The 23,641-nt window shown below is 58.9% G+C and carries 24 protein-coding genes and 1 pseudogene; 17 read left to right on the plus strand and 8 right to left on the minus strand.

What is annotated here, in order from left to right; translation table 11 throughout:
- Positions 1–52 precede the first annotated feature (52 nt).
- From pstC to phnE (J2Y63_RS20700), 10 genes are all read left to right on the plus strand, one after another.
- Entirely contained in the window at positions 53–1,423 is a 1,371-nt protein-coding gene (gene pstC / locus J2Y63_RS20655) for a phosphate ABC transporter permease subunit PstC (RefSeq protein WP_435267607.1), read from the plus strand.
- Positions 1,423–2,724: a phosphate ABC transporter permease PstA gene (gene pstA, locus J2Y63_RS20660; protein ID WP_435267608.1), complete on the plus strand. Its 1,302-nt coding sequence runs from the start codon at positions 1,423–1,425 to the stop codon at positions 2,722–2,724. The genes pstC and pstA overlap by 1 nt, the downstream gene beginning before the upstream one ends.
- 13 nt (positions 2,725–2,737) lie before the next feature.
- A complete protein-coding gene (gene pstB / locus J2Y63_RS20665; RefSeq protein WP_435267609.1) occupies positions 2,738–3,553 on the plus strand; it encodes a phosphate ABC transporter ATP-binding protein PstB in 816 nt (271 codons plus the stop codon).
- Between the two features lie 51 nt (positions 3,554–3,604).
- Positions 3,605–4,333 carry a phosphate signaling complex protein PhoU gene (gene phoU, locus J2Y63_RS20670; RefSeq protein ID WP_435267610.1) on the plus strand — a complete coding sequence of 243 codons (729 nt, stop codon included), beginning with the start codon at positions 3,605–3,607 and terminating at the stop codon, positions 4,331–4,333.
- A gap of 14 nt (positions 4,334–4,347) precedes the next feature.
- Complete coding sequence (gene phoB / locus J2Y63_RS20675; protein ID WP_435267611.1) at positions 4,348–5,031, plus strand: phosphate regulon transcriptional regulator PhoB; 684 nt, start codon at positions 4,348–4,350, stop codon at positions 5,029–5,031.
- A 16-nt stretch (positions 5,032–5,047) separates the two neighbouring features.
- Entirely contained in the window at positions 5,048–5,734 is a 687-nt protein-coding gene (locus tag J2Y63_RS20680) for a winged helix-turn-helix domain-containing protein (RefSeq protein ID WP_435267612.1), read from the plus strand.
- A gap of 165 nt (positions 5,735–5,899) precedes the next feature.
- A complete protein-coding gene (phnD, locus tag J2Y63_RS20685; protein WP_435267613.1) occupies positions 5,900–6,856 on the plus strand; it encodes a phosphate/phosphite/phosphonate ABC transporter substrate-binding protein in 957 nt (318 codons plus the stop codon).
- A 71-nt stretch (positions 6,857–6,927) separates the two neighbouring features.
- A complete protein-coding gene (gene phnC / locus J2Y63_RS20690) occupies positions 6,928–7,767 on the plus strand; it encodes a phosphonate ABC transporter ATP-binding protein (protein WP_435267614.1) in 840 nt (279 codons plus the stop codon).
- The gene (gene phnE / locus J2Y63_RS20695) at positions 7,764–8,576 is read left to right on the plus strand and encodes a phosphonate ABC transporter, permease protein PhnE (protein WP_435267615.1); all 813 of its coding nucleotides are present in this window, start codon (positions 7,764–7,766) and stop codon (positions 8,574–8,576) included. Before phnC ends, phnE (J2Y63_RS20695) begins: the two co-directional genes overlap by 4 nt.
- The gene (gene phnE, locus J2Y63_RS20700; protein WP_435267616.1) at positions 8,576–9,394 is read left to right on the plus strand and encodes a phosphonate ABC transporter, permease protein PhnE; all 819 of its coding nucleotides are present in this window, start codon (positions 8,576–8,578) and stop codon (positions 9,392–9,394) included. Before phnE (J2Y63_RS20695) ends, phnE (J2Y63_RS20700) begins: the two co-directional genes overlap by 1 nt.
- A gap of 200 nt (positions 9,395–9,594) precedes the next feature.
- Here phnE (J2Y63_RS20700) and J2Y63_RS20705 read toward each other — a convergent pair whose 3' ends face one another.
- The 7 genes from J2Y63_RS20705 to J2Y63_RS20735 form a co-directional block, all read right to left on the minus strand.
- Positions 9,595–10,878 carry a molybdopterin molybdotransferase MoeA gene (locus J2Y63_RS20705; RefSeq protein ID WP_435267617.1) on the minus strand — a complete coding sequence of 428 codons (1,284 nt, stop codon included), beginning with the start codon at positions 10,876–10,878 and terminating at the stop codon, positions 9,595–9,597.
- 39 nt (positions 10,879–10,917) lie between these two features.
- On the minus strand, positions 10,918–11,301 hold the full coding sequence (locus J2Y63_RS20710) for a c-type cytochrome (protein ID WP_435267618.1): 384 nt from the start codon (positions 11,299–11,301) through the stop codon (positions 10,918–10,920).
- A gap of 59 nt (positions 11,302–11,360) precedes the next feature.
- Entirely contained in the window at positions 11,361–13,826 is a 2,466-nt protein-coding gene (locus J2Y63_RS20715; protein ID WP_435267619.1) for an arsenate reductase (azurin) large subunit, read from the minus strand.
- 10 nt (positions 13,827–13,836) lie between these two features.
- The gene (locus J2Y63_RS20720; RefSeq protein ID WP_435267620.1) at positions 13,837–14,358 is read right to left on the minus strand and encodes an arsenate reductase (azurin) small subunit; all 522 of its coding nucleotides are present in this window, start codon (positions 14,356–14,358) and stop codon (positions 13,837–13,839) included.
- 170 nt (positions 14,359–14,528) lie between these two features.
- Entirely contained in the window at positions 14,529–15,839 is a 1,311-nt protein-coding gene (locus tag J2Y63_RS20725) for a sigma-54-dependent transcriptional regulator (RefSeq protein WP_435267621.1), read from the minus strand.
- Entirely contained in the window at positions 15,829–17,295 is a 1,467-nt protein-coding gene (locus J2Y63_RS20730) for a sensor histidine kinase (protein ID WP_435267622.1), read from the minus strand. The genes J2Y63_RS20725 and J2Y63_RS20730 overlap by 11 nt, the downstream gene beginning before the upstream one ends.
- Positions 17,292–18,128, minus strand: a complete 837-nt coding sequence (locus J2Y63_RS20735; RefSeq protein ID WP_435267623.1) for a substrate-binding domain-containing protein — start codon at positions 18,126–18,128, stop codon at positions 17,292–17,294. The genes J2Y63_RS20730 and J2Y63_RS20735 overlap by 4 nt, the downstream gene beginning before the upstream one ends.
- Before the next feature lie 185 nt (positions 18,129–18,313).
- On the opposite strand from J2Y63_RS20735, the gene J2Y63_RS20740 reads away from it, so the two are divergent.
- The 6 genes from J2Y63_RS20740 to J2Y63_RS20765 all read left to right on the plus strand — a co-directional run bounded on the left by J2Y63_RS20740 (position 18,314) and on the right by J2Y63_RS20765 (position 22,282).
- On the plus strand, positions 18,314–18,667 hold the full coding sequence (locus tag J2Y63_RS20740) for an ArsR/SmtB family transcription factor (RefSeq protein ID WP_435267624.1): 354 nt from the start codon (positions 18,314–18,316) through the stop codon (positions 18,665–18,667).
- The gene (locus J2Y63_RS20745; protein WP_435267625.1) at positions 18,664–19,191 is read left to right on the plus strand and encodes an arsenate reductase ArsC; all 528 of its coding nucleotides are present in this window, start codon (positions 18,664–18,666) and stop codon (positions 19,189–19,191) included. Before J2Y63_RS20740 ends, J2Y63_RS20745 begins: the two co-directional genes overlap by 4 nt.
- Complete coding sequence (gene arsC, locus J2Y63_RS20750; protein WP_435267626.1) at positions 19,188–19,622, plus strand: arsenate reductase (glutaredoxin); 435 nt, start codon at positions 19,188–19,190, stop codon at positions 19,620–19,622. Before J2Y63_RS20745 ends, arsC begins: the two co-directional genes overlap by 4 nt.
- Before the next feature lie 64 nt (positions 19,623–19,686).
- On the plus strand, positions 19,687–20,766 hold the full coding sequence (arsB, locus tag J2Y63_RS20755) for an ACR3 family arsenite efflux transporter (protein ID WP_435267627.1): 1,080 nt from the start codon (positions 19,687–19,689) through the stop codon (positions 20,764–20,766).
- 10 nt (positions 20,767–20,776) lie between these two features.
- Entirely contained in the window at positions 20,777–21,526 is a 750-nt protein-coding gene (gene arsH / locus J2Y63_RS20760; protein WP_435267628.1) for an arsenical resistance protein ArsH, read from the plus strand.
- A gap of 447 nt (positions 21,527–21,973) precedes the next feature.
- Positions 21,974–22,282, plus strand: a complete 309-nt coding sequence (locus J2Y63_RS20765; RefSeq protein ID WP_435267681.1) for a DUF433 domain-containing protein — start codon at positions 21,974–21,976, stop codon at positions 22,280–22,282.
- A 194-nt stretch (positions 22,283–22,476) separates the two neighbouring features.
- Here the strand turns inward: J2Y63_RS20765 and J2Y63_RS20770 are convergent.
- Positions 22,477–22,599: pseudogene (locus J2Y63_RS20770) on the minus strand (CapA family protein); the annotation flags it as partial.
- 201 nt (positions 22,600–22,800) lie between these two features.
- Here J2Y63_RS20770 and J2Y63_RS20775 point away from each other — a divergent pair.
- The gene (locus J2Y63_RS20775) at positions 22,801–23,592 is read left to right on the plus strand and encodes a sulfite exporter TauE/SafE family protein (protein ID WP_435267629.1); all 792 of its coding nucleotides are present in this window, start codon (positions 22,801–22,803) and stop codon (positions 23,590–23,592) included.
- Positions 23,593–23,641 lie beyond the last annotated feature (49 nt).

Here is a 23,641-nt window from a genome sequence, read left to right on the forward strand (position 1 = left end):
TGTCCGCCATGAAGGCGGGCAGCGCTTTTCGCATATGTATTTTGGGGGCGTCATGTCGGGATATCTACTAGCATTTCTGGCGCTTGCCGCGCTGACGATGGTTTATGTTGGCAAGAGTCGTGCGAAGGCAACGCATAACGGCGCCATCGGAAAAGTTCACTCGCGGCCAATCTACCATGGCCTGAACGTTGCCATTTGGACCGCTGTCCCGGCACTCGTTCTTCTTCTTGTCTGGCTCGTGTTTCAGTCAACGATCGTCAACAGCCTCGTTCTTTCCGGAATTCCCGGCTCTGAGAATCTGGATTCATCCACAAGCTCAATCCTCATGAGTGAGGTTCGTCAGGTTGCCGCTGGAAACCTGTTCAAAGAGCCTACGGCAGAAGTTAAAGCGGCTGCGGCCCACTATCAGTCTCTGCAGAGCATTTCGGCTTATCTAATGGCTGCCGCAGTGGCAGTTGCCGCGGCGATCGGCGCGTTCTTCGGGCTGAAAGTCATCGAATCGAGATATCGCGCACGGCACAGCGTCGAGCTTTCGATAACCTTGTTCATGATGTTTTCGTCGCTCCTCGCGATTCTCATCACGCTTGGCATCGTCTTCTCCCTCGTATTCGAGGCGTTCCACTTCTTCACCATGGTTCCGTTCAACGAGTTCCTGTTTGGCCTCCGCTGGGAACCTCAGATCGCCATGCGTGCCGACCAGGTGGCCGGGCAGGGTGCATTCGGCGTACTTCCAGTGCTCTATGGGACATTCCTGATCTCAGGGATCGCCATGATCGTCGCCGTGCCGACAGGCATTCTTTCCGCCATCTTCCTGACCGAGTACGCCCCTGCGAAGTTCCGTGCTGTGGTGAAGCCTCTTCTTGAGATTTTGGCCGGTGTCCCGACGGTCGTCTATGGTTTCTTCGCGGTTCTGACTGTTGCGCCGGCCATTCGCGACCTCGGCATTGCCGTAGGCTTCGAGGCATCGCCGAACAGCGCGCTGGCCGCTGGTGCTGTCATGGGCGTGATGATCATTCCGTTCATTTCGTCGCTTTCAGACGATGCGTTCGCCGCTGTGCCCCGCGCCATGCGCGAAGGCTCCTATGCACTCGGTGCGACCAAGGGCGAGACGATCCGCAAGGTCCTTCTTCCTGCTGCACTCCCGGGCATTGTCGGTGGTGTTCTCCTCGCACTTAGCCGTGCGGTCGGTGAAACCATGATCGTGGTGATGGCAGCAGGCCTGATCGCGAAACTGACCTTGAACCCGCTGGATGCCGTTACAACGGTAACCGTTCAGATCGTGACGCTGCTCATTGGCGACGCCGAGTTCGACAACCCGAAGACGCTCGCTGCCTTTGCACTCGGCCTCGTGCTCTTCGTTGTGACGTTGATCCTGAACCTGATTGCTCTCCACACCGTTCGCAAGTACCGGGAGAAATACTAATGTCGGCTACCGCCTCCTCAGACCTCGCCGTCAGTGTGCCTGCGATCAACTGGCAGTCGGACGATATGAAATCCCGCAGAAAGCGGCGCTACGCCGCCGACCGCCGGTTGCAGGCCTATGGCTTGGTCGCCATCATCTTTGCGCTGGGCTTTCTGGCGCTGCTGATATCCTCGCTGATTTATACCGGCCACTCCGCCTTCACCCAGTCCGTGGCAAAGATCGAGATCGATCTTTCGACCGCAGGCGTTGATCGGACGAAGATTGCTGATGCCGATTGGCGTGGCATTGTTCGCGGGGCGTTGCGCGCGCAGCTTCCTGGCTTGAGCCGGAGTGACGAGCGCAAGTATTTTGAAATGTTCACGTCGTCAGGTCAGTTCATTGTCCGTGATGCCGTGGTCGCAGATCCTAGCCGTCTCGACGGCAAGAGCACCTTTACGATCCCGCTTGCTGATCCTTTCGATCAGTTGGCGAAAGGTCAGGTAAGCCGCGACACGCCGGAATCCCAGCGCCGGGTGACCGACCAGCAGATCGGCATGTTCGATCAGTTGGTAAGCCAGGGCATTATTTCGAGGCCTTTCAATTGGGCTCTATTCTTCAATGCCGACAGCCGTTTCCCCGAGCTCGCTGGTCTGGCAGGGGCGATTTCCGGTTCCTTCTGGTCGCTGCTGGTCTGCTTCCTGATCAGCTTCCCGGTCGGTATCGCAGCCGCGATCTATCTTGAGGAGTTTGCTCCGAAGAACAAGTTCACCGACCTGATCGAAGTGAACATCAACAACCTCGCAGCTGTTCCGTCGGTTGTCTTCGGCCTTCTCGGACTGGCCGTCTTTCTTGGATGGTTCGGCATGCCGCGGTCGGCTCCGATCGTCGGCGGCCTGGTGCTATCGCTGATGACGCTTCCGACCCTTATCATCGTTACCCGTGTCTCGATGAAGTCAGTGCCTTCCTCTATCCGCGAGGCCGCGCTTGGTGTTGGCGCGTCCAAGCATGAGGCGATCTTTCATCACATCCTGCCTCTTGCGATGCCGACAATTATGACGGGTGCGATCATCTCGCTCGCACGTGCTCTGGGCGAAAGCGCGCCGCTCCTGTTGATTGGTATGAACGCGTTCATCACCAGCCCGCCGGATGGCGTCTTTGAAGCCTCGACTGCATTGCCGACGCAGATCTTCATGTGGGCCGATAGCCCGGAGCGAGGATTTGTTGCCCGCACCTCCGCGGCTATCCTTGTGCTTCTTGGGTTCCTGGTGCTGATGAACGGCATCGCCATATTTCTCAGACAGCGCTTCGAGCGCCGCTGGTAGGGAGAATACGCAGATGAACATGATGTCAGAAGCAGCAGTTGAGAAGGCGCTGGATAAAACTATGAGTAACGCGCAAGTGAAAATGGTCGGCAGGGATGTATCAGTTTACTACGGCGAGAAGCGTGCGCTGTTCGACGTAAACCTGAACGTGCGTAAAAACACGGTTACTGCCCTTATCGGCCCGTCCGGCTGTGGCAAGTCGACGTTCCTGCGCACGCTGAACCGCATGAACGATACGATCGATGGGTGCCGCGTCACCGGCAGAATCACGCTGGACGACGCAGACATCTACGATCCGAGCGTCGATGTGGTCGAACTTCGTGCCCGTGTCGGCATGGTGTTCCAGAAGCCGAACCCGTTCCCGAAGTCGATCTACGAAAACATCGCATACGGTCCGCGTATTCATGGTCTTGCCCAGACCAAAGCCGACATGGATCGCATCGTCGAGTCCAGCCTGCAACGCGCAGGTCTGTGGAACGAAGCAAAAGATCGCCTGCAGGAGCCGGGCACCGGCCTCTCCGGCGGCCAGCAGCAGCGCCTGTGCATCGCACGCGCCGTCGCCGTCAGCCCGGAAGTCATCCTGATGGACGAGCCCTGCTCGGCGCTCGACCCGATCGCGACCGCCAAGGTCGAGGAACTGATCCACGAGCTGCGCGCCAACTTCACGATCGTCATCGTGACGCACTCGATGCAGCAGGCGGCCCGCGTTTCGCAGCGCACCGCCATGTTCCACCTCGGCAACCTCGTCGAGGAGAACGACACCGACAAGATGTTCACCAACCCGGACGACCAGCGCACGCAGGACTACATCATGGGCCGCTTCGGCTGACGCCATCGTCGCTGAACACCCTGAAAACCCGAGCGCAGCAAGGACACAACCATGTCATTGACCCACATCATGTCGATTTACGACGAAGAACTGAAGTACCTCTCCCGCCGCATCTCCGAAATGGGCGGCACGGCCGAGCAGATGGTGGCGGATTCCGTCCGCGCGCTCGTCACCACCGATGGTGCGCTGGCGCAGAAGGTGATCTCGGAAGACATCATCCTCGACACCGCCGAGCGCCAGATCAACGAGAAGGCGATCGTCACCATCGCCAAGCGCCAGCCGATGGCGGCGGACCTGCGCGAGATCATGGGTGCGATCCGCATCGCGGCTGAACTGGAGCGCGTCGGCGACCTCGGCAAGAACACCGCCAAGCGCGTCATCGCCGTGCAGAGCTCGGGCATGCCCCGCAAGCTCACCCGCGGCCTGGAGCACCTCGCCGAACTGACGCTGATCCAGCTCAAGGAAGTGCTCGATGTCTACGCCACCCGCTCGGTGGAAAAGGCCAAGGCTATCCGCGAGCGCGACGACGAGATCGACGCGATCTACACCTCGCTGTTCCGCGAACTCCTCACCTATATGATGGAAGATCCGCGCAACATCACGCCCTGCACCCATCTCCTGTTCTGCGCCAAGAACATCGAGCGCATCGGCGACCATGCGACCAACATCGCGGAAACCATCTACTACATGGCAACCGGCTCGCAGCCCGAGGGCGAACGCCCGAAGGACGACACCTCGACGTCAGTGGTCACTGCCGACGTCACCGAAGCCTCCGAGTAAGGAGTTTTGCCTCCATGGTGCCAAGAATCGCCGTCGTGGAAGACGAGGAGGCGCTGAGCGTTCTCCTGCGCTACAACCTCGAAGCCGAAGGTTTCGAGGTCGATACGATCCTCTCCGGTGACGAGGCCGAAGTGCGCTTGCAGGAGCGCATGCCGGACCTCCTCATCCTCGACTGGATGCTGCCGGGCGTTTCGGGCATCGAACTGTGCCGGCGGCTGCGCCAGCGGCCGGAGACCGAACGCCTGCCGATCATCATGCTGACGGCGCGCGGCGAGGAAAGCGAGCGCGTGCGCGGGCTCGCCACCGGCGCCGATGACTATGTCGTCAAGCCGTTCTCGACGCCGGAACTCGTTGCCCGCGTGCGCGCCATGCTGCGCCGGGCGAAGCCGGAGGTCGTGTCGACCGTGCTGCGCTGCGGCGACATCGAGCTCGACCGCGAGACGCATCGCGTGCATCGCCGCACCCGCGAAGTGCGCCTCGGCCCGACGGAATTTCGCCTGCTGGAATTCCTTATGGCCTCCCCAGGTCGCGTCTTCTCTCGTGCGCAGCTTCTCGATGGCGTTTGGGGCCATGACATCTATGTCGACGAACGCACCGTCGATGTGCATGTCGGGCGCCTGCGCAAGGCCTTGAATTTCGGGAGTTTGCAAGATGTTATCAGAACTGTGAGGGGCGCCGGATACTCACTCGAAACTTAGTAGGAGAAGTATCGAAGTGACAGCGCGTGTACTCGTTGCAGACGATGATAATGTTGTTCGCTCGATCATCAGGGCGGCCTTAGAACGCGAAGGCTTTAATGTCTCCGAAAATGATGGATCGATCGATGTCGAGGCAGATCTCGCCCTGAAGGGAGCAGACATTTTGGTGATTGGCGCGGGCGTTGCTCGTCCATCGGCTATCGAACTTTGCACACGGCTGCGCGAGCGGCCCGCAACGGCCAGCCTTCCGATATTGATCCTATTGGACGCTCGGCTGAGCGAACAACGGATTGGTGCGCTTTCCGCTGGTGCAGACGACTGCATGTTGTTGCCGTTGTCGCCGGTCGAGCTTGTCGTGCGAATAAAGAATATACTGCGGCGGCTCAATCCAGCGGTCTTACAAAATTTGATGCGCGTCGGCGATCTGACCCTCGATATCATGAGCCGGCGTGTTCACCGGCAAAAGCGTGAAGTCAAACTTGGTCCGACCGAGTTTCGTTTGCTCGAATTTCTCATGCGTTCACCCGGGCGCGTTTACTCTCGCTCCGAACTTAGGGCGTCCCTGTGGGGGGATGACGCTTCCGTCGATGAACGTGCGGTTGACGTGCATATCGGGCGGTTGCGAAAGGGAATTAGCCTCGGAAAAAGCGACAAGCTTATTAGAACAGTTCGCGGTTCGGGCTATTCGTTGGGTGACTATTAGTATGCACAAGCGGCCCAAGTTGCCGTCGCTCACCAAGTGGACCTAGCCGTCTGGGGAGATATATCCAGAATTCTAGAAATATCGGGCTTTAATTGCCAGATGTCACAAAACTGTAGCGCGTCTGACTGATAACGGGGTCGATTGGATCTGACCTTGGAGACACAAATGAAGTCGCTTTTCGCAGCCCTCGTCCTTTCGGCCGCCGCCGTCGCACTACCGGCAAATGCGGAGTTCAACCTGGACAGCCGCTACACCGATGCCGATGGTGACCTGGTCGCCGACATCCCGACGGATGCCAGCCAACTCGTCGACCCTGACACCCTGGTCTTTGCCTATACGCCGGTTGAAGATCCGGCGGTCTATGCCGATGTCTGGAAGGGCTTTCTCGATCATCTCGCCGAAAAGACGGGTAAGAAGGTTCAATTCTTCCCTGTTCAGGAAAACGCCGCACAGATCGAAGCGATGCGCGCGGGCCGTCTACACGTTTCGGGTTTCAATACAGGCTCGAACCCGATCGCTGTCGCCTGCGCCGGCTTCCGCCCGTTTGCCATGATGGCATCCAAGGACGGCGCCTTCGGCTACGAGATGGAAATCATCACCTATCCGGGCTCAGGCGTCGAAAAGATCGAAGACCTCAAGGGTAAGAAGCTGGCCTTCACTTCCGAGACATCCAACTCTGGTTTCAAGGCGCCGTCGGCGCTGCTGAAGTCCGAGTACAAGCTCGAGGCTGGAAAAGATTTTGAGCCGGTTTTCTCCGGTAAACACGACAATTCGATTCTCGGTGTTGCCAACAAGGACTATCCGGCTGCGGCGGTCGCGAACTCGGTGATGAAGCGCATGATCGCACGTGACGTCGTTAAGGCTGATCAGATCGTCTCGATCTTCAAGTCGCAAACCTTCCCGACCACTGGCTATGGCGTTGCGTACAACCTGACGCCTGAACTCCAGGAAAAAATCAAGGACGCATTTTTCTCGTTCAACTGGGAAGGCACTGCGCTCCTGAAAGAATTCGAAACCTCCGAACCGCCGCAGGAATCCTTCATCCCGATCAGCTTCAAGGACAACTGGTCGGTCATCCGCCAAATCGATGAGGCCAACGGCGTTTCCTACGAGTGCAAGTAGACGCTTAAACATGCCAAGCACCGGGCCCGAAAGGGTCCGGTGCTTCCTGTATTTTGGACGGAGACCATCGGATGCTGCGGATTTCTGGGCTGACCAAGACCTACCGGACCGGGGACAAAGCCCTGAAGGGCGTCAGCCTGGAGATTCCAGCTGGCCAGGTGGTCGGGTTGATCGGCCCTTCGGGTGCCGGCAAATCCAGCCTAATCCGCTGCATCAACCGGCTGATCGAGCCAAGCGAAGGCAAGGTCTTTCTCAATACGCTCGACGTCACGGGCCTGTCGCGCGGCGACCTAAGGCTGGCGCGCCGCCGCATCGGCATGATCTTCCAGGAATACGCGCTGGTCGAACGGTTGACGGTGATGGAAAACGTGCTGTCGGGCCGGCTCGGCTACGTGCCCTTCTGGCGCAGCTTCTTTCGGCGCTACCCCGCCGAATATGTCTCCAACGCCTTTGCGTTGTTAGACAGGGTCGGCTTGACGGACCATGCAGACAAACGGGCCGATGCGCTTTCCGGCGGTCAGCGTCAGCGCGTCGGAATCGCCCGCGCGCTCGAACAGGACCCCGAACTGTTGCTGATCGACGAGCCGACCGCCTCGCTCGACCCGAAGACATCGCGCCAGATCATGCGCCTGATCATCGAGGTCTGCCGCGAGCGTAATCTGCCTGCTATCATCAATATTCACGATGTGCTTTTGGCACAGGCCTTTGTCGAGCGCATCATCGGGCTCAGGGCCGGCGAAGTCGTCTTCGACGGTCCGCCGGACGCACTCGACACGGCCGCGCTCACTCGCATCTATGGCGAGGAGGACTGGGACGCCATGCGCAAGCAGGCCTCCGACGATGCCGAAGAAGACCGCGCCGCCGCCGCGGACCGGCTTCGGGCCGAAGAACGCATGGCAGGGGTGGCATGACGGCCTCGGCGTACTCCTACCCCACCCGGTGGCGGCGACCGCCGCTTTTCATCCAGAACAACGCGGTGCGCTGGGCCATCTACGCAGGCGCGATGATCTATCTCCTCGCCGCAACCTCGACCATCGACGTTAACTGGCTGCGCGTCTATGAAGGGCTGGATCGCGGCTGGCGCTTCCTCCAAGGCTTTCTAGTGCCGGATTTCACGTCACGCTGGCGCGACATCGTCGCAGGGCTGCAGGAGAGCCTGACGATGACGGTCTGCTCGACCATCGTTGGCATTCTGATCTCAATCCCCATCGGCGTAGGGGCTGCTCGCAACATGGCACCGGCGCCGGTCTACTATGCCTGCCGCTCGATTATCGCCCTGTCGCGAGCTTTTCAGGAGATTATCATCGCCATTCTTCTGGTGACGATGTTCGGCTTCGGTCCCTTCGCCGGGTTCCTGACGCTCGCATTCGCCACCATCGGCTTCATTGCCAAGCTTCTCGCCGAAGACATTGAGGAAATCGACGAGGCGCAGGCCGAAGCCATTCGCGCGACCGGAGCGTCGTGGCTGCAGCTCGTCAACTACGCCGTCCAGCCACAGGTTATACCGCGTCTCATCGGCCTGTCGCTCTACCGCTTCGACATCAATTTCCGTGAATCGGCCGTCATCGGCATCGTCGGCGCCGGGGGCATCGGGGCAACGCTCAACACCTCGATTGACCGGTATGAATATGACAGCGCCGGCGCTGTGCTGATCCTCATCATCGTTATTGTGATGCTCGCCGAATACGGCTCCGGCCTCATACGCAAACGGATCCAGTAATGCCTATTTCTAGCACATCCGACGGACAGAAGGTCTGGCAGCACAAGACAACCAAGGCCGAACTGATCCGGTGGCTCGGCTGGCTGGCATTCGTCGCGCTGTTCGTATTCTGCTGGCAGGTAATGACGAAGGACACGATCTGGGCCTTTGTACAGGACGCCCCGAAGCAGGGTGGCGACATCCTGCGCCGGGCCTTTCCGCCGCGGCTCGATTACCTGCCCGAACTGTTGGTTCCGCTCTGGGACACCCTCAACATGGCGACGCTGGGTACGTTGGCGGGAACGCTGATCGCGGTGCCCGTCGCTTTTCTTGCTGCCGGCAACACCACTCCGAGTCGCCTCGTCGTGCGGCCTGTCGCCCTCTTCCTGATCGTTGCGTCGCGGTCGATCAACTCGCTGATCTGGGCCCTGCTGCTCGTGTCGATCCTCGGTCCAGGACTTCTCGCCGGTATCATCGCGATTGCGCTCCGGTCGATCGGCTTCGTCGGAAAGCTGCTCTACGAGGCGATCGAAGAAATCGACGAGAGACAGGTGGAGGCGGTATCATCCACCGGGGCGAGCCGGATGCAGGTCATCGACTACGCGATCGTTCCGCAGATCTTGCCGTCGTTTCTGGGTATCAGCGTGTTCCGCTGGGACATTAACATCCGTGAATCGGCCATCCTTGGCCTCGTCGGCGCCGGCGGACTCGGATTGAAGCTGCAATCATCGCTGAACATGCTGGCGTGGCCGCAGGTGACGACGATCTTCATCGTCATCCTTGCAACCGTCGTGGTTTCCGAATGGGTGTCGGCAGCTGTGCGCAGGGCTATCACCTAGCAAAGAGGCATCCTGTCTCGTAGGACACGAGCTACTGAGCATTGGCAGCGCGCGTCTTACTTTTCTCAGGCCGCCCGCCAAATACGCTCAGCAGTTCTCGCCAGCCAGATCGTCCGGTTTCCGCATTCGTGTTGAGGCGGAAATGTTCGGTGAATGCCACCAAGTGATTTGCTTCGGTTGAGAGCATGTATGTTGCCGGGTCAATCGCGGAAACGGGTGAACTGAATAGCCGCGCCGTGCTGAACTACCTCGAGATCAGGTCCGAGGCAGGCCAAACCATCGGCTTGCGCAAGAGGCAGTAGGCTGCCAGAAGAACCTTTTCCCAGAAGCTCAAGACTGGGGAAGAGGTCACCCGACTGATCGGAGAACCGGACAGGAACGAACTCCGACAGGCCTAAGCGTTTTCGATACTCAAAATCTGCGACGCCAACTTCCCACGCATTTCCGATTTTCATGATGCCGGCGGTTCGCCGGATTGCCGGCATTGCAAGCTGCGTCAACGCGACCGCGGCGGCCATGGGATTTCCCGGCAGGCCGATGAACAAGGAATCGCTCAGGCGCCCGAAAGCCGATGGTTTGCCGGGTCGCATCTTCACATTCAGAACCGAGAGACGAGCACCGCAGGTTTTCAGGGCCGCACGCATGAAATCCATGGGGCCATGGGACATGCCCCCGGAGGAGATTATCACGTCAAAGCTCCCCGCGACCTCTTCAAGCAAACGGACTGCCGCCTCAAGCGTGTCAGGAACGTAGCCGAAATCGTGGACCTCGGCCCAATGCTTCAGCAAGGCGGATTGCACGAGAAAGCAGTTGGAATCGTAGATCTGCGCTGGTCCGAGCGGCTCGCCCGGTCGGCGAAGCTCTGTACCGGTAGCAAGGTAGGCGATGCGAATTCGTGGGCGAACCGACACCTCCTTTATACCCATGGCTGCAAACAACGCAGAGTGATGTGGGGATATTTCGGCGCCCCCGGACGCGATGAGTGTGTCCGCAGCCACATCCTCACCGCGCCGCCTGATGTTAGCTCCTTCCCGCGGCGCGGACGTTACAAGGATCCGCCCGGACCCCATCTGCGAACAGCGCTCTTGTACGACGACAGCGTCAAACCCATCGGGGATTAGGGCGCCGGTATTGATACCAACAGCTTTGCGAAACCCGGCATGCTGGCCGCTCGTCACCTCGCCTGCCGCGACCGAGGAGACCACCTCCAACATCCACGGCTCCCGTCCGTTGAAGTCTGCGCAGTGCACGGCATAGCCATCCATCGCAGAGTGATCAAAGCGAGGTAGCGCCGACGGCGCCAATACATCCGTAGCTAGAACGCGACCGGTAGACTGCGAGAGCGCAACCGTCTCACGGCCTCCGGGCGGCACGGCGGTTGCGAGCGCAGTTGCCACCGCTTCGGGAAAGGAGAGCATTTGCCGGTCCGAAACCGTGCCGAAACAATCGTCTTCCGGACGGATCGCGTCGAGCTGGATGTTCATATGGCCTCCCTCCTTACAGTCTCATTGCTTGGGTCCATGTCAGGGCGCGCCGAACGTCTTTAGATAAGCGATGATGTCCGTGATTTCCTCGGGCTTCTTCAGGCCGGGAAAGGCCATCTTCGTGCCTTTGATGTATTTACGTGGATTGGCGAGATATTCGGTCAAGTGGCTTTCGTCCCAGACCCAACCCTCTTCCGCTTTGGCTTTGAAGGCAGGTGAATAGTTGAAGCCTTCGACAGCTGCGACTTTGCGACCGAGAATACCATTCAGTTCTGGACCAACCTTGTTCTTGGCTCCTTCGCCGACTGCGTGGCAAGCGATGCACTTTTTAAACACGATTTCGCCCTTCGCGGTATCGCCCTCTGCAAGGGCAGGGGCGGTAGCGGCCAGACAGATGAATACGGCATAAAGTCCATAACGCATTGTTTATGTTCCAATTATATCTGAGAGGACGCGGGCGGCATTACCGCCCGCGTAGAGCATCAAGCGGGCTGATACTCTTTCGACTTGAAGGTAAGGTGGGCGACGTTGCGAGGAGCATCCGCAATCTTGCGGATATTGCCCCAGGTCTGCTTGTAGTTCGGCAGGATCAATTCGTTCGTTCCCCCGTTCACCACATTGCCCTGCACGCCGGTCGGGAAGCCAAACAGCATGAAAGTCTCTCCGCGCCGCGCTGTGGGCGTCGGATAGGCCATCGCTTGTGTTGCGCCCGCGTCATTGTAGACCTCGACCAAGTCACCTTCCTTGACACCCGCTTCGATCATATCTTCGGGGTTCATTTCGATGAATGGATAGGGCCACCGGTCCATGACAAAGTCATTTTCCTGGTCCAGATAGGCAGACTGCCAAACAGTATTTGCTCGTCCGTTGTTGATCAGGAACTTGAATTTGTCCTTCTGTTCCTGCTTGCCAGGTGCTTGGAGGCCGCGCCATTCCGACGCCATGAACTTGGCCTTGCCGTCTTCGGTGCCAAACTTACCGTCCTCGTAGAGACGCTTCGTGCCAATGAGTTTGCCATTCTCATAGCCAGTCGGCGGTTCCTGGACACCGTTGTTACCGGCTTCGCGCAGCCGCTCGTAGGTGACGTGCTCGCCGCCATGCGCAACATTGTGAAAGCCGTCCATGAAGGCGTCCTCCTCCGTCTTCCAGTCAAAGCCTTTGAACTGGTCGGCGTAGGCCGCATCACCCATGTCGCGTAAAACACGCTCAATGTTGTTGGCCAGCCGGGCCGCGATTAGGCAATCCGGCATAGCTTGTCCGGGTGGGTCCATGTAGCGCTCCGTCAGACGCAACCGGCGCTCACCGTTCATCGAGGTCAGGTTCATCTCGCCGGATGTGGCAGCGGGCAGGATAACGTGGCAGGCTTGGCCAATCTTTGTCGGGATGATGTCGACATTAACCGCGAAAAGGCCGCCCGCATTGATAGCATCGACGATCGCCTTAACCATTGCGTCGCGATCGCCATACGGTGTCGCGCTCATCGCGTCTTTAACGATGTCCGTGCGCTTCTTGTAGACTTTCTTGAACTCGTGCGCGTTCAGCGTAGTCTTGTAGTGATCGCAGCCCCAGATATGATGCACCCCGCCCAGACCGCCGATAAGCAACTGATCGACATAGGCGGCAGGTTTTCCGACATGGGCATCAGACGGTCTCGCATAGCCCTCTTGGTGACCGCCGAGGCGAACGCAACCGCCACCGGGACGACCGACATTGCCGGTGGCAAGTGCGATATTCACTAACGCCGCATTGGTGCGATAGTTGTCGTTGCCCCAGATCAGCCCCTTTTCGTAGGGAAGCATGGTACGTCGGCGCTTGCCGTCGGCTTTCGGTTCGGCGATCCATTGTGCGGCCTTCTCGATGTCGGCGGCAGAGACGCCGCAAATTTCGGCGGCCTGAATGATCGTCGTCTTGTTGGCTGCGACGGCTGCGTCAAATCCCCCCGTGCTGGCGTCGATGAACGCCTGATCGACCCAGCCTCTCTCGACGATGTGGGTGAAGATCGCATTAAAGAGCGCCAAATCGGTGCCGGAGTTGATCGCGAGATGCAGAACATTGTCCCGACCGGCTTCCGCCTCCGCCGCATTGATGCTGACGGTGCGTCGCGGATCGACGAAGACGATGCGCGCTGGCGGATGTTCTTCACCCGGCAACTGCTCCTCCTTCTTGGACATCGACGTGCCGCGTAGGTTCGGGACCCAGTGGTTGAGGAAGTAGTTTGTCTGGGTCTCCAGCGGATTGGCACCGACGCAGAAGATAGTGTCGGCGAGTTCGGCATCCTCGTAACAGTTGTTGAGTTCGCCGACCCCCATGTCGCGGGTAGCATGAACCTCCGAGTTGTAGGCGGGCCGATTGTGGATCCGGATATTCTTGATCTTCATCGCCTCGAAGTAGAGCTTGCCCGTGCCCCATGTATTCTCGTAACCGCCCCCAGCGCCGCCATGATCATAGGCCGAGACATAGAGTGCGTCTTCGCCCTTCTCTTTGACGATAGCGGCGGTTACCCGCGCGACGAGATCAAGCGCGTCGTCCCAGCTCGTCGGCTGCATCTGGCCGTAACGCCAGACGAGCGGATCGGTTAGCCGCTGCTGTTGCGTGTTGCGCGCCTCGGAGAAGCTCATCTCCGCCATGCGCGCACCGCGCACGGAACCGAGGCCGGAATTAACGACACAGGCCTGGTCCGGCTTGATGACGATGTGTACGTCTTTCCCGTCCTGCTTCACCATGTTGTACATGGAGGGCGAATACCACGCGTCGGTCTCGGCATACTGTTGTTCAGAGAGATCCACGCCGAACACGTTGCGGTCGGGCGCGGTACCGCCTTGCTTGTTCGCTGGCCAAGTGTAGGCGTGATAGCCACATCCAACGATGCAGTAGTGGCAGGTGACATTCTGTTTTTTGGCGTCTGCGGGAATAATGGGCAGACGGTCGATACGACGCTTGTAGGCCATGATTTCCTCCTCAGATTACGTTTGACAGGCGCCCGTAGATGAGTTCATCGACGCCCTCGGCGAAGATGTCCCCGTTCTCGGCGACACGCAGCACATATTGCGGAAGATTCTGGGTCGACTGGCCCCACACCTGTTGGCCGCCCCGCTCGGGGTCGAAGACAGAGTAGTGACCGGGACAGTTGAATGTCTTTTGATCAGCCGAATAATTGAGCGGGAAGCCCTTGTGCGGACAGATGGTCGAGAAACCGACGATGTCGCCGTCTGGACCGACACCGCCCTCGACCCGGGTGCCGAGCTTTAGCAGGACGCCGGTTGCGTTATCGTCTGGATAAGCGATATCGAACGGTTCGTTGACCTTGAGCTCCGCAAGGTTTGCGAGTCGATTAGACGGGTATTCGACCCCCGCTGCGGGTGAAGCCGCCCGTGCTTGAGGCGCCACGGCAGCAGCAGCTGTAGCGCCGGCAGCCGCGAGCGCGCTGCCCCGCAGGAATTGCCGCCGGCCTATATCGACCAGAGTGCGACAGTTTTTCATTGCGTTCCCTCCCGGAATGAGATGTGTGCAATGAATCTGCCAGCAATCGCCGTGCCAGTCCGCTATCCAGCTGAAATCATATGGTATCTGGAGTGACTATTCTCCAAAAGTTTCGCTCGCGTTCGGCTTTTCGAACGTAACAGACGTCCCGACGTTCGGAAAATCGGACGTCATGTCATGGCGATGCCGTAACGAGTCATCTTTTCCCAGAGGGTAGTGCGTGAAATCCCGAGAGCTCGCGCGGCTCTTGCGACCTGGCCACCGCAGTCGTTGAGTGCGCGCTGTATCTGGCGCTTTTCTGCAGCGTCGCGGATCTCTGCCAGTGTGGCGGTCGCTGGATGATCGGCGACGTGAGCGCGGTCTGGAAAGACATCGGCCGGCACCAGCAGGGTACCCTCGGAGAGTGCGATGGCGCGCTCAAGTCTATTGCGCAGCTCTCGCGCATTGCCCGGCCAGTCGTGCTCGATCAATGCCTCTTCTGCCGCTGCGCCAATGCCCCTCACACACGTATCCCGGGCTGCGATGATCTCCTCAAGGAAAGTTTGGGCGAGCCAGACGATATCGTCCGGTCGCTCACGCAGCGGTGCCAATTGCAGAGGAAGAGCAGACAGACGATAGAAGAGGTCCTGTCGGAACCCGCTCACCGCGCTGGAGATGATATCGCGGTGCGTGGCGCAGACGATGCGCGCCCGGAACGTAAGAGGTTTTTCCCCTCCCAGTCGATGGAAGGAACCGTCCTCAATCAGGCGTAGGAGCTTGGCCTGAAGGTTCGCAGGCATGTCGCCGATTTCATCAAGGAAGAGTACGCCCTCGCCGGCACGCTCCGCATAACCGCGGTGCTGTTGATGTGCACCGGTGAAGGCGCCCCTCTCATGCCCGAAAAGCTCACTCTCCAGAAGGTCTGCCGGAATAGCCGCACAGTTTACGGCCACAAATGGTTTGTCGCGGCGTTCTGACGTCCGATGGAGGAGGCGGGCGCAGACCTCTTTGCCGGTCCCGGTTTCCCCTTGGATCAAAACAGGAAGATGGTGGTCCGCGTACCGATGAAGGATTGTTTCCGCCCTGCACATCTGGGGCGAGACACCGAGCGTGCCTTGGCCCGCTTTCGCTGCCTGTGCGTTGTTTGCGATACGGTCCAGCAGGGCACCCATCTCGAACGGCTTCGTGATGAAATCAACAGCGCCGCTGCGCATGAGGCGCACAGCCTGATCAATTTCCGCATAACCGGACATGAAAAGGAACGGCGTAGAACTTATCCGCGACGACTGGCGAAACACATCCTCTCCGTTCATGTCGGGCAATCGGATATCGCAGATGACGAGATCAACATCGTCCTGCCCGGAGGTTAAATCACGCACAGCCTCTTCACCGCGTTTCCACCAGCGCACGCTGTGGCCCTCGAGGGAAAGGCCGCGGACAAGGGATTCTCCCATAATAGGGTCGTCTTCGAGCAGGCCGATCCGCACCCCATCATGCCGCATGGGTTCTCTCCAAATTTTGCCTATAGGGCAGGTGTATTTCGATGCAGGTTCCGGTTTTGTCGCTCGTCGCTACCGCCAGGCGCCCGCCGCTTTCGTCTATCATTTGGCGCACCATCCAAAGGCCGAGGCCGCCACCGCCAGGCGCTGTTGCGACGGCTTCGTGCGCCATTAGAATGCGACGGGCATTTTCAGGTAAACCTGGACCAGTATCGGAGACCGACAGGACGAGGGTCTCCCCGGAACCTTCGAGACGCATCTTGACCGCCACCCTCCCGCCATCGCCGGAGGCGGTGCTCGCATTCAGCACGAGGTTCAACAACGCCTGTCGGACCGCTGCCGCAGGCAGCGTGCCGCAGTGCGCCGTGACGGGACATCGTTCCCAATCCAGCGTCTGCCGCCGCCGCGAAATCTCCGGTTCGACAAGCACTCGAATGTCGTCTAAATCTTGCAGTTGAAGCGGTCTGATGCTCCGTTCCGGGCGGTAAGTGGCGAGTGCTGCGCGAACAACGTCTCGGATTCCTGCCAGCCCTCGTTCAAGAAGTGCTAGAGTGCTATCGCGTACCGAGGCATCGCTACCGTGGCGACGCAAGGTGTCGATTGAGTTGAAAAGACCGCCAAGTGGATTGTTGATCTCGTGCGCCATGCTTGAGGCGAGGCGCCCGAGGCTTGATAGTTTGTCCTCCTCCGCAAGCCTCTTCGTAAGTGAGACGCGTTCTCGCTCAGCTTCGACCAATGCATTAAAGCCCTCAAAAAGGTCAGCGAACTCGCCTTCCTTCTGGGGAAACTCGTTCTCTGCGATGGTCTGAGGTGTTCCTCGTGCTCCAGATTGCATGTGGTCGGCAAGGGTCTTGACTGGCTGTACCATACGCCGCACGAGGGCATATCCGATTGCGGCAAAAATCAGCGCCAGCGCGGAATTCGTTACAAGCAGGGTGTGGAGTACGTCGCGACGTTCAGCAACAAGGTGGGCTGTATCGAAGGAGGCATGGATCGCGCCGACCGTCCTCCCTTGGTATTCGATTGCGCGTTCTGCGTAGCCGATCGTGGACGTCCAGTCGATCTCGAGGCCTGACGCGATGACATTTCCACTTCGATAGTCCGCGGGAAGTGACGAAAGCACGGGTACCGACTTTGGATTACTAGAGGCGAGCACTCGCCCGTCCCTGCCGGTCACTACCGTCTCGATCGGGGCGAGTGCGCCGTATATCGGAGGTGTGCGGTCGAGAATGTCGTAGGCGTCCCATATATCATCGCGGAGCACCGGTGGTGTAAGGGTCGTAGCGAGGCCGTCGAGGTAGGTTTCAACAATCGCCTTCAAGTTTTCCTGCTGAGAATCGTACAGACGTGACAATACCCGCTCCGAGATGACCGCACTGATGACGATCATCAAGCCGGCGACGAAAACCGGTACTTTGATGACAAGCGGCGTGCGGCGCAGCCATGAGAGAACGTTCATCCGAGCCTCCTCACGAGGTCAACGTTTGCGGCGATGCTGTCGAAGATGGCAGGCGGCAGATCTGCGAAGCCATCGAGCCGCAATCTCGCCAGAACGCTGCGGCCCGTGGGATGCTCTTTCATGTTCAGGAAAGCTGATTTCATAACTTCCTGAATGGCGTCATCCGAAGGGCGCGCAGGCGCCGCGATTGGAGGGAAGCCGTACCAGTCGGACTTTATCAGCACCTTGGTTCCTGCGACGAGATCTGGTTCAAGCTCGCGCATCACTTCCCAGACATAGCCGTCCACGCTGCCGGATTGCGCAAGCCCGGAGGCGACGGCCCGAATCACGTTTCGGTGGCCGTAAGTATAGAATGTGCGACGAAAGAAAGTGTCTTCGGAGAGGCGCCGTTCGGCCAGATAGGCCTTTGTGACCAAATAACCAGAATTCGAGTTGGGATCTGAAAACGCGTGAATGTCGCCCCGACAGTCTTCGAACGAATGTATCGATCGGCCAGTACCGATAATCAGGTAGGATTGGTAGAGAGGTTTGCCTCGCCACAACGGCGTTGCGACGAGTGCCAGCTCATTTTTGTATGCCTCATAAGGGTAACCGCAAATCCATGCTGCATCGAGGCTACCAGAAACTAGAAGGGCGGTGACCTCCTGATAGGTCCGCTGCGTAATAAGCTCGACTGGCCGCGCGACGGCTTCAGCGAGATAGGACTGCAGTTCGTCGAGAACATCGAGATCATTGGATAGAAAGACCGGCGTGAGGCCAAAGCGGATCGTGCGCTCTGCACGGGCTGCGCTTGCGACCTTGGGCAGAGCAAGAGATGTGGCTGCGCCGACCATGAACCTTCGGCGGGTCGGCCACACGCCTTGGTTTCGATGACGGACAATGTCGCTCCGTTGTGCCTGTCCCAATGATCCCTCCCACCGTCTGCCAATTCGGCAAAACTGGGTGCCGTCCTCCAACAGCACCATACATTCTTATCACCGACACTTGACAACGTCCATATTTCCAGCAATCTGGATATATGGAACAAGAAAACGCGATACTTGCGCTCGCCGCGCTTGCGCAGTCAACTCGAATTGAGACCTATAAGTTGCTCGTGCGACACGAGCCAGACGGCCTGCCCGCTGGGGAGATCGCTCGTGCACTTGCGGTGCCGCAGAACACGATGTCGGCGCACCTAAATATTCTATCTCGCGCCGGGCTCGTGACGTCAGAGCGACGTAGCCGCCTCATCGTCTACCGCGCTGACATGTTGCGGTTGCGCGATCTTACGCTCTTTCTCGTCAAGGATTGCTGCGGTGGGGACGCGAGGCTTTGCACCCCGCTTATTGCCGAACTCATTCCCTGTTGTCCGCCTCAAAAGGTGTCCTCATGACTAAATCAACATTCAATGTGCTCTTTCTTTGCACGGGTAATTCAGCTCGCTCCATCATCGCCGAAAGCGTCCTGCGCAAGGACGGAGGCACGAAGTTCAATTCCTTTTCGGCCGGCAGCCAGCCGAAGGGTGTCGTGAACCAATATGCGATTGAAACGCTCGCCGGGCACAATTATCCGGTCGAAGGGCTTCGCTCGAAGGCGTGGGACGAGTTTGCAGTGCCCGGTGCGCCGGAACTCGATTTTGTGTTCACAGTTTGCGACAATGCGGCGGGTGAAGCCTGCCCCGTCTGGCCGGGGCAGCCCATGACAGCTCATTGGGGGCTCGAGGATCCCGCGGCCGTCGAGGGAAGCGACGCTGAAATACGCATCGCCTTTGCCACGGCTCTCCGCCAGATGAAATTGCGCATAGCTGCCTTCACTGCCCTGCCTGTTGAGAGTCTTGAGCGTCTGACCCTTTCTGCGAAGCTCACAGAAATCGGCCAGATGGAAGGTTCTACTGACCGGAGGCCCGACGTCGCATGAAGTCCGCCATCGACATCATCATCTATCACAACCCCGATTGTGGGACGTCACGCAACACGCTGGCGATGATCAGGAACGCAGGCATTGAGCCGCATGTCGTCGAATATCTGAAGACACCCCCAAGCCGGGCGATGCTAGAGGAACTGATCGGCCGAATGGGGATCGTTGCCCGCGATCTTCTGCGCGAAAAGGGCACGCCCTATAGCGAGCTAGGCCTAGAGAATATGTCGCTGTCGGACGACGCGCTGATCGATGCCATGATGGAACACCCGATCCTCATCAACCGCCCGATTGTGGTCTCACCTGTTGGCGTCAAGCTCTGCCGTCCTTCCGAAGTCGTCCTCGACATCCTGCCAAAACCGCAGCAGGGCGCTTTTGCCAAGGAGGACGGCGAGCAGATCGTCGACGTTTCGGGCCACAGGATCGCCTGACCCAAAGCTCCGTTTGTCGCCGGCAGGGTGTGCTCTGCCGGCCCCGCATTTCGTGGAGAATACCATGCAGCCCGCCGCACCGACCGTCCGCCTCTCCTTCCTCGACCGGTATCTTACTGTCTGGATTTTTGCCGCAATGGCGCTCGGCCTGCTATTAGGCACCGTCTTCGAAGGATTGCCTTCCGCACTCGACAGCATGTCCTTCGGTACGACAAATGTGCCGATTGCCATTGGCCTCATTCTGATGATGTACCCACCGCTCGCCAAGGTGCGCTACGAGGAACTCCATCGAGTCTTTGAGGACCGCCGCGTTCTGGCATTGTCGTTGGTGCAAAACTGGTTGATCGGCCCCGTCCTTATGTTCGCGCTGGCGGTCGTTTTTCTGCGGGACCAGCCGGAATACATGACCGGCCTCATTCTGATTGGACTTGCCCGCTGCATTGCCATGGTGCTGGTCTGGAACCAGCTCGCACGCGGCGACAACCAGTATGTCGCCGGCCTCGTCGCATTCAATTCGATCTTTCAAATCTTGTTCTTCTCGCTTTACGCCTGGTTCTTCCTTTCCTTCCTGCCTCCGCTTTTCGGCTTGGAAGGCAGCGTGATCGATGTCTCCTTCTGGACGATCTCCGAGGCCGTCCTTCTCTATCTGGGTGTTCCTTTCCTCGCAGGCTACCTGTCGCGCCGTATTTTGACCCGCGCTAAGGGACGTGATTGGTACGAAAACGTCTTCCTGCCGAAGATCGGCCCGCTCACGTTGGCGGCTCTTCTCTTCACCATCGTCGCCATGTTTAGCCTCAAGGGCAGTGACGTGGTGCGCTTGCCGTTCGACGTGGTGCGGATCGCGATTCCGCTAACGATCTACTTCCTTGTCATGTTCGCCGTCAGTTTCGTTATGGCAAAGATGATTGGCACCGATTATCCGCGCTCTACCGCCGTCGCATTCACTGCTGCCGGAAACAACTTCGAACTCGCCATCGCCGTGGCGATCGCCGCCTTTGGCCTTGCATCACCTGTAGCGTTCGCCGCCGTCATTGGGCCGCTGGTTGAGGTGCCCGTGCTGATCCTGCTTGTGCAACTCGCGCTTTGGCTTGGCCGCCGCTACTTTCCTGAGACCGCGCCGTCGGCTCTGGCTTCAAAGGCGTGAGGGGGTTCTGATGCGACTGCTTTCTCTTGCCGATGCCGCCCACCTTCCGGCGCTTGACCCTGCCTACGCCTATCGCCAGCCGGCGCAGGGATTTGCGCCGCTGGAGCCGAAGCCACGGATTCTCCTGCTCTATGGCTCGTTGCGCGATCGCTCCTATTCACGTCTCGTAACCGAGGAAGCGGCTCGGCTCCTGGAGTATTTCGGTGCGGAAACACGCATCTTCAATCCGTTCGATCTGCCTTTGCCCGATCAGGTGAAGTACGACAACCATCCGGCCGTTAAGGAGCTACGCGACCATGCGATCTGGTCGGAGGGCATGGTCTGGTGCTCACCTGAGCGGCACGGGCAGATTACAGGCCTTATGAAGGCGCAGATTGACCATCTCCCGCTCAGCATCGGCGGAATTCGTCCGACGCAGGGCCGAACGCTTGCCGTCATGCAGGTTTCCGGGGGGTCGCAGAGTTTCAACGCAGTCAATACGCTCCGTATCCTCGGCCGCTGGATGCGGATGTTCACGATTCCTAACCAGTCAAGCGTCGCCAAGGCGTTCCAGGAGTTCGAGAGTGACGGCCGAATGAAACCGTCGAGCTACTACGATCGTATTGTCGACGTCATGGAAGAACTTGTGCGTTTCACGGTTCTTCTCCGCCCGCATGCTGAGGTGTTTGCAGACCGCTACTCGGAGCGAAAGGAGACACAGCGCCCGATCGCTATCGAGTCGGATCTGTCGGCGATCGCAATTGGTACGCAAGGACGATAGACCGCTTGCGGAAATCTCGAGCTCAGGGCTTGCGAAAATATCGGCGTTTAGGGGTGAAGGTGACCCGCGCTGGCTGAGGGCACACGCAGCCTCTTAAAGCCGTCTGTACTCGAGACGACAGTCAGCCCTCTGGGAGGGCCACGCTGGCTGCCATGAAGGACCATTTTCTTGACAACTAGGGCGCGAGAATACACACCGGTTGAAGCAGCAGTAGTCTGCGAAGTGCCAGTTAAGTCGGTCTACACGGCAATCGACAAGAAGATTATTCGTGGTCGACGGGCGGGGAACCGGGGACGAGTGTTTTCCGAATTGGATCTTCTTCGTTTGGTGATCTGGTGCTGTGTCGGGCTACTGCTTTCTGCCGACCGCCGAAAGGGCCTACTGGACGCGTTGGCCGCTACTCCCGACGCTCATTCCCTACAAGCTAGCGACTTTCTGACCGTCAATGTGGCAGTAGCGAGGGACCGGCTTGCGGCTCGGAGCAAGGCGCTATTGGAGGCCGAGCGAGCTATCCGATGTCGCAAAGGGCTCTCAGGTGGCGAGCCTGTCTTCATTGGTTCGCACGTAGCAGTGCGTTTCGTTGCTGCGGAAAAAGCCCGGGGTGCAAGTACCGAAGAAATCATTCAGAGCTATCCCTCGTTCACGCCACGCATGGTCGAGCTTGCTGAAATCTGGTCAGCAGCTCATCCGCCTCGCGGTCGACCTCGGAAGTCCTCAAGGCCTGTCTCGGGCGAGGAGCGCCGAGGGCGCATCTGAAAGCGACGGTTTATGGCTGGTAGCCGAGTGCAGCTTGCATATGTTGTTCCAGGGCGTCACGTCTGCGACGTTTCGCTGCCTCCGATAGCTACCGGATGGAAAGCTATACTGGTAGCTTGCCGTCTCGTCGAACGCGTGTAGTCCTATCGCGCTTTCCCACACCTCCTGCGCGTTCCACTGTAAATTCTCGGATTTTACGGGAAGACGAAATTGCCCAAGCTGTGGAAGATTGGTCGGTCACGATAGATTTCGACCCGCGGGAGAACGGGGGCGCCATAGCTAACAAGCATGGCCGCGCCCCAACCATTGAATTTTTTCGCGACGGCGCCGGCCCATTCGTAACCTTGTACCGATCAGAAGCTCGATGTTGGTGATGGAGTACATGACCGACCGCTACAGCGAGCGGACGGAGGAGGCCGCCAAACTGGAAGCTCCGGTGAGCCTCAAGGCTGCCACCTAGACGTACCGTTCAGTTGGCGACCTCCTGCCGCCGTGTTAAGCCACGGCGGCAGGAGGCGATGGCGTTGATACAGAACAAGGCGGCCACATTCGGCAGCGGCGCGGTGATCGGCGCTCTGGGTGGCCTGATCGGCCTCGGGGGAGCAGAATTCCGGTTGCCTTTGCTGATCGGCATATTTGGTTTCCGGGCTCTGGATGCCGTTATTCTTAACAAGGCGATGAGCCTCGTGGTGGTCTCAACGGCGTTGCCGTTCCGGGCGGCGGCGATTCCATTTTCTGATGTCATCTCCCACTGGTCGGTCATCCTCAATCTTCTTGCGGGGAGCCTTATCGGAGCTTGGTTCGGTGCGGGGTGGGCGATGCGGCTGAGATCGGAGACACTCCATAAGGTGATCGCTGTCTTGCTTGTCTTGATTGCGGCCGTCCTTGTTATCGGCCACCAACCCGGTGGGGGAGGATATTCGGTATTCTCGGGACCCGCGCAGGTCATTGCTGGGGTCGCGGCGGGCTTCGTGATAGGTGTCGTAGCGTCGCTTCTCGGCGTCGCCGGCGGCGAGTTGCTGATCCCCACGCTCATCCTTCTCTTCGGCATCGACGTCAAGCTCGCCGGAAGCCTCTCGCTGGCCATCAGTCTGCCGACTATGATCGTCGGTTTCACGCGGTATAGCCGCGACAGCACCTTCGCTGTGCTGGGTAGGAACTCTGCCTTCCTCTTAGTGATGTCGGCGGGTTCCATCGTGGGAACGTTTATCGGCGGCCGCCTTCTCGGGCTGGTGCCGGAAACCGTCCTGCTCCCTTTGTTGGCCGTGATCCTGATCATCTCGGCCGTGAAGGTTTGGCGGCACAAATAGCTTATTTCGAATTTCGCCGAAATAAAGATTGACGCGACGGCCGCCGCTG

It is taken from the genome of Shinella sp. BE166, assembly GCF_051201095.1.
Lineage (GTDB): Bacteria > Pseudomonadota > Alphaproteobacteria > Rhizobiales > Rhizobiaceae > Shinella > Shinella lacus.

Excerpts from the sequence above, each read along its gene's own strand:
- phoU (WP_435267610.1), top strand. The coding sequence starts at position 3,605 with ATGTCATTGACCCACATCATGTCGATTTACGACGAAGAACTGAAGTAC.
- pstA (WP_435267608.1), top strand. The coding sequence starts at position 1,423 with ATGTCGGCTACCGCCTCCTCAGACCTCGCCGTCAGTGTGCCTGCGATC.
- phnE (WP_435267615.1), top strand. The coding sequence starts at position 7,764 with ATGACGGCCTCGGCGTACTCCTACCCCACCCGGTGGCGGCGACCGCCG.
- J2Y63_RS20775 (WP_435267629.1), top strand. The coding sequence starts at position 22,801 with ATGGCGTTGATACAGAACAAGGCGGCCACATTCGGCAGCGGCGCGGTG.
- phoB (WP_435267611.1), top strand. The coding sequence starts at position 4,348 with ATGGTGCCAAGAATCGCCGTCGTGGAAGACGAGGAGGCGCTGAGCGTT.
- J2Y63_RS20745 (WP_435267625.1), top strand. The coding sequence starts at position 18,664 with ATGACTAAATCAACATTCAATGTGCTCTTTCTTTGCACGGGTAATTCA.
- phnC (WP_435267614.1), top strand. The coding sequence starts at position 6,928 with ATGCTGCGGATTTCTGGGCTGACCAAGACCTACCGGACCGGGGACAAA.
- phnD (WP_435267613.1), top strand. The coding sequence starts at position 5,900 with ATGAAGTCGCTTTTCGCAGCCCTCGTCCTTTCGGCCGCCGCCGTCGCA.
- J2Y63_RS20735 (WP_435267623.1), bottom strand. The coding sequence starts at position 18,128 with ATGGTCGGCGCAGCCACATCTCTTGCTCTGCCCAAGGTCGCAAGCGCA.
- arsH (WP_435267628.1), top strand. The coding sequence starts at position 20,777 with ATGCGACTGCTTTCTCTTGCCGATGCCGCCCACCTTCCGGCGCTTGAC.
- J2Y63_RS20720 (WP_435267620.1), bottom strand. The coding sequence starts at position 14,358 with ATGAAAAACTGTCGCACTCTGGTCGATATAGGCCGGCGGCAATTCCTG.
- J2Y63_RS20715 (WP_435267619.1), bottom strand. The coding sequence starts at position 13,826 with ATGGCCTACAAGCGTCGTATCGACCGTCTGCCCATTATTCCCGCAGAC.
- J2Y63_RS20730 (WP_435267622.1), bottom strand. The coding sequence starts at position 17,295 with ATGAACGTTCTCTCATGGCTGCGCCGCACGCCGCTTGTCATCAAAGTA.
- J2Y63_RS20740 (WP_435267624.1), top strand. The coding sequence starts at position 18,314 with ATGGAACAAGAAAACGCGATACTTGCGCTCGCCGCGCTTGCGCAGTCA.
- J2Y63_RS20705 (WP_435267617.1), bottom strand. The coding sequence starts at position 10,878 with ATGAACATCCAGCTCGACGCGATCCGTCCGGAAGACGATTGTTTCGGC.
- arsB (WP_435267627.1), top strand. The coding sequence starts at position 19,687 with ATGCAGCCCGCCGCACCGACCGTCCGCCTCTCCTTCCTCGACCGGTAT.
- arsC (WP_435267626.1), top strand. The coding sequence starts at position 19,188 with ATGAAGTCCGCCATCGACATCATCATCTATCACAACCCCGATTGTGGG.
- pstC (WP_435267607.1), top strand. The coding sequence starts at position 53 with ATGTCGGGATATCTACTAGCATTTCTGGCGCTTGCCGCGCTGACGATG.
- J2Y63_RS20725 (WP_435267621.1), bottom strand. The coding sequence starts at position 15,839 with ATGCGGCATGATGGGGTGCGGATCGGCCTGCTCGAAGACGACCCTATT.
- J2Y63_RS20710 (WP_435267618.1), bottom strand. The coding sequence starts at position 11,301 with ATGCGTTATGGACTTTATGCCGTATTCATCTGTCTGGCCGCTACCGCC.
- pstB (WP_435267609.1), top strand. The coding sequence starts at position 2,738 with ATGAACATGATGTCAGAAGCAGCAGTTGAGAAGGCGCTGGATAAAACT.
- phnE (WP_435267616.1), top strand. The coding sequence starts at position 8,576 with ATGCCTATTTCTAGCACATCCGACGGACAGAAGGTCTGGCAGCACAAG.